A 5,167-nucleotide genomic window follows, 5' to 3' on the forward strand; every position below is an offset into this window, starting at 1 on the left:
GTCCGTCGCGCGCTCCATCGCGGCGCAGCACATACGGGCCGACCACGTCGAGGAACGCCGAGGCGTCGGCCCGGCTGGCCCGCACCGCACGCGAGGCCGGACTCACCCTCGGCACGGTCGTGCAGGGTGCCTGGGCCCTCCTGCTGGCCCGGTACGCCGCCGAGGACGACGTGCTGTTCGGCACCACCGTCTCCGGCCGGCCCGACGACCTGCCCGGCGTCGAGTCGATGGTGGGCATGTTCATCAACACCGTGCCCACCCGCGTACGCGTCGACGCCGGACGCACGGCCGGCTCCTGGCTGCGGGAACTCCAGGACGCCCAGGCCGAGTCGAGGCGGTTCGCGGCCGTGTCGCTGGCCGAACTGACCCGGCTGAGCGACGTGCCGTCCGGCAGCCCGCTCTTCCACAGCATGGTCGCCTTCGAGAACTACCCCTTCGACGAGGCCCGCACGGCCGGCACCGGGGTGCGCCTGGCCGGGGTGACCTCCCGCGACGCCACCAACTACCCGCTCGTCCTGCGCGCCCACCACGGCGAACGCCTCGGCTTCGACCTCGCCCACGACCCCGACCTGTTCGACCCGGCGACCGTCCGCTCGCTCGCCGACCGGCTGTGCCTGCTGCTCACGGAGATCGCCGACGACCCGGACCGCCCGCTGCGCGACCTGGCCCGCCCGACCGCCGGGGAACGCCGCATGCTCACCGGCCGGAACGGCACCGAGGGGGACCGTCCCGACCGGACCCTGGTGGACCTGTTCGAGGCGCAGGCCGCCCGCACACCCGACGCCGTCGCCGTCACCTGCGGAACCGAGCGCCTGGACTACGCGACGCTCGACGCCCGCGCGGGCCGGCTCGCCCACCGGCTCGCCGAACTCGGCGCCGCGCCCGAGCGGTTTGTCGCCCTCGCGCTGCCCCGCTCCTGCGACCAGATCGTCGCGATCCTCGCCGTGCTGAAGACCGGCGCGGCCTACCTGCCGATCGACCCCGCCTCACCCGCCGAACGCGTCGGCCGGCTCCTCGCCGACGCCGCCCCGGTGGCCCTGGTGACCACGACCGGCACCGCGGCCCGGGTCGACGGCACCGAGGTGCCCCTGCTGCTCCTCGACGACCCGCGGGTCGGGGCCGACCTCGCGGACCGCCCGGCCACCGGCCCCGACCCGGCCCGCCGGCCCCTGCCGGAGAGCCCCGCCTACGCCATCTACACCTCCGGCTCCACCGGCCGCCCCAAGGGCGTGGTGATCCCGCACGCCAACGTGGTGCGGCTGTTCACCCGCACGAACCACTGGTTCGGCTTCGGCGCGGACGACGTGTGGACGATGTTCCACTCCTACGCGTTCGACTTCTCGGTGTGGGAACTGTGGGGCCCGCTGCTGCACGGCGGCCGGCTCGTCGTCGTGCCCGAGGAGACCGCCCGCTCCCCGGAGGACTTCCTGCGCCTGCTGGCGGACGAGCGGGTCACCGTCCTCAACCAGACGCCGTCCGCGTTCTACCCGCTGATCCGCGCGGACGCCGAACACCCCGAAACCAGTGCCCGCCTCGCGCTGCGCACGGTGGTCTTCGGCGGCGAGGCCCTGGACACCGGCCGGCTCACCGACTGGTGGACGCGGCACCCGGCCGCCGCCCCGCGCCTGGTCAACATGTACGGCATCACCGAGACCACCGTGCACGTCACCCACGCCCCGCTCGACCCCGCCACCGCCGGCGGCTCCATCGGCACGGCCATCGAGGACCTGCGGACGTACGTGCTCGACGCGGACCTGGCCCCCGTGCCGCCCGGCGCGAGAGGCGAGCTGTACGTGGCGGGCGAGGGCCTGGCCCGCGGCTACCTGGGCCGCCCCGGCCTCACCGCCGCCCGCTTCCCCGCCGACCCGTTCGGACCGGCCGGCAGCCGCATGTACCGCACGGGCGACCGGGTGAGGCGGCGGGCCGACGGCACCCTGGAGTACCTGGGCCGCGCGGACGCCCAGGTGAAGATCCGCGGCTACCGCATCGAGCCCGGCGAGATCGAGGCGGCCCTGCACACCCATCCCGGTGTCGCCGAGGCCGCGGTCGGCGTGTTCGAGGACGCCTCCGGCACCCGCCGGCTCGTGGCGCACGTCACCGGCCCCGGCGGCGCGCCCCCCGCGGCGGCCGAGCTGCGCGCCCACCTGGAACGCCTGCTGCCCGCCCACATGGTGCCCGCCGCCTACGTGCCGATGGACGTGCTGCCGCTCACCGTCAACGGCAAGCTCGACCGGCGCGCCCTGCCCGCGCCGGGACCGGACGGCTACGCCGCCGGCACCGACCGGACCCCGCCGCGCACACCCGCCGAACGAACGGTCGCCGCCGCCTGGGCGGACGTGCTGGGAGTCGAGGAGGTGCACACCGGCGACGACTTCTTCGCGCTCGGCGGCGACTCCATCCTCGCCGTCCGCGTCACCGCCCGGCTGCGCGCCGCGTTCGGCCCCGACGTCTCCCCGAGACTGCTGTTCACCCGCCCCACGGTGGCCGCCCTGGCCGCCGAGCTCGGCGAACCGGCCGGCGACGCGTCCGCCCCGCGGGCCGACGCGATACCGGCGACCGCCCCGCACACCCCGGCCCCGCTGTCGTACGCCCAGCAACGCCTGTGGTTCCTCGACCGGTTCGAGCCCGGCGGCACCGAGTACACGACGCTGTCCGTGCTCCGCCTGCGCGGCCCGCTCGACGTGGCCGCCCTGCGCGCCGCGCTGGACGGCCTGGTCGCCCGGCACGAGGCGCTGCGCACCACGTTCACCGAACAGGACGGACAGGCCCGCCAGGTGGTGCACCCGCCGCACCCGGTCGACCTGCCCGCGGACGACCTCACCCCCGCCCCGGACGGGCGGGCGGCACTGGACGCGCTGCTGGAACGCGAGGCCGCCACCCCCTTCGACCTGGCGGCCGGGCCGCTGCTGCGCGCCCGGCTGGCCCGCACGGCCACCGGCGGCCACGGCGAGGACGACGAGCACGTCCTCGTCCTCGCCGTCCACCACATCGTCACCGACGGCTGGTCGCTCGGCGTCCTCGGCCGGGACCTGGGCGAGCTGTACGCGGCGGCGCACGAGGGCCGCGAGCCCGCGCTCCCGGCCCTGCCCGTCCGGTACGCCGACCACGCCGCCTGGCAGCGCGCCCGCACCGAGCACGTCGAGGACCGGCTCGCCCACTGGCGCGGGACGCTGGACGGAGTGCCCCCGCTGGAGCTCCCGACCGACCGCCCGCGCCCCGCCGTGCGCACCGGGGACGGCGCGCTGGTGACCTTCACCCTGCCCGCCGGGCTGACCGGCCGGCTGCGCGAGCGGGGCCGGGAGGCCGACGCCACCCTGTACATGACGCTGCTGACCGCCTGCACGGCCCTGCTGTCCCGCTGGGCCGGCCAGGACGACTTCGCCGTCGGCACCGTCACCTCGGGTCGGGAACGCCCCGAGGTGCACGACGTGGTCGGCATGTTCGTGAACACGCTGGTGCTGCGCAGTCGAATACGCCCCGGCACCACGTTCCGCGCGCTGCTGGAGCAGGTGCGCGGCACCGTCCTGGACGCGTTCGCCCACCAGGACGTGCCCTTCGAACGGCTGGTGGACGCCCTCCAGCCCGAGCGGGACACCAGCCGCACCCCCCTGTTCCAGGTCATGGTCGCCCTGCACAACCTGGGCGCCCAGGCCCCCTCGCTCCCGGACCTGGAGGTCGAGCCGGTCGTCCCGCCGCTCCGGCACGCCACGTTCGACCTGGCCTTCGACTTCGTGGAGGACGAGGACGGCCTCACCGGCCACCTCGAGTACGACACCGCCCTCTTCGACGAGGACACCGTCCGCCGTCTGGCCGCCCGCCTCCGGCTGCTCCTGGAGGCCGCCGCGCAGGACCCCGACCGGGACGTGCGGGCACTGGAGCTGATGACCGCCGACGAGCGGCGCCGGGTGCTCCACGACTGGCAGGGGCCGCGGCTCGCGGTCCCCGACACCACCTTCCCCGCCCTGTTCGAGGCGCAGGCCGCCCGCACCCCGCACGCCACCGCCCTGGTGGCACGGGACGCCACGCTCGACTTCGCCGCCCTCAACGAGCGGGCCAACCGGCTCGCCCACCACCTCCTCGCCCGGGGCGTCGCCCCCGAGGAGGTGGTCGCCGTACGGCTGCCGCGCACCTCCGACCTGCTGGTGGCGGTGCTCGCCGTCGCCAAGGCGGGCGGCACCTTCCTCTTCCTCGACCCCGAGCTGCCCGCCGGGCGCGTCGCCCACCTCCTCGAGGACGCGGCCCCGCACACCGTGCTGACCGCCGACGCCCTGCGCGAGGTGGAGTGGGACCGGCTGCCCGCCCACGACCCCACCGACCGCGACCGCCCGGCCCCGCTGCTCCCCGGCCACGCCGCCTACATCGTCCACACCTCCGGCTCCACCGGCCGCCCCAAGGGCGTCGTCGTCGAACACCGCCACCTGGTCAACCTCTGCCACGACCACCGCGAGGGGCTCGTCGCACCGCACACCGCCGACGGGCGGCGGCTGCGCGCCGCGCTGAGCGCCTCGTTCTCCTTCGACACCTCCTGGGAGGGGCCGCTGCTGCTCGCCCTCGGCCAGGAGGTCCACCTCGTCGACGAGGACGTGCGCCTGGACCCGGACGCCTTCTGCGCCCAGGTCGCCGAACGCGGCCTGGACCTGGTGAACGTCACCCCGTCCTTCCTGCGCGAACTCCTCGCCGCCGGACTCCTCGCGCCCGGCCGCCACCACCCGCGCGTCCTCATGGTCGGCGGCGAGGCGACCGGCCCCGACACCTGGCGGGAGCTGTGCGCCGCCGCGGACCTCGGCGTCACCGCGTACAACGTGTACGGGCCCACCGAGTGCACCGTCGACGCCACCTACGGGCGGGTCACCGACCGCCCGGACCGGCCGGTCGTCGGGCGGCCCGGCCGCAACCTGCGCGCCCACGTCCTCGACGCCGCCCTGCGCCCGGTGCCGCCCGGCGTACCCGGCGAGCTGTACCTCGCCGGCGCGCAGGTGGCCCGCGGCTACCTGGACCGCCCCGGGCTGACCGCCTCGCGGTTCGTCGCCGACCCGTTCGGCGCGCCGGGGGAGCGGATGTACCGCACCGGCGACCGCGCCCGCCGGGACGAGCGCGGACTGCTGGAGTTCCTGGGCCGCGCCGACGAGCAGATCAAGATCCGCGGGTTCCGCATCGAGCCCGGCGA

At 76.3% G+C, this 5,167-nt stretch carries 1 protein-coding gene; it reads left to right on the forward strand.

Going from position 1 to position 5,167, the window contains the following annotated elements; translation table 11 throughout:
* A partial coding sequence (locus tag AOK18_RS20645) for a non-ribosomal peptide synthetase (RefSeq protein ID WP_157865138.1) occupies positions 1 to 5,167 on the forward strand: 5,167 nt, incomplete at both ends.

This window comes from Streptomyces prasinopilosus, assembly GCF_001419695.1.
Lineage (GTDB): Bacteria > Actinomycetota > Actinomycetes > Streptomycetales > Streptomycetaceae > Streptomyces > Streptomyces prasinopilosus.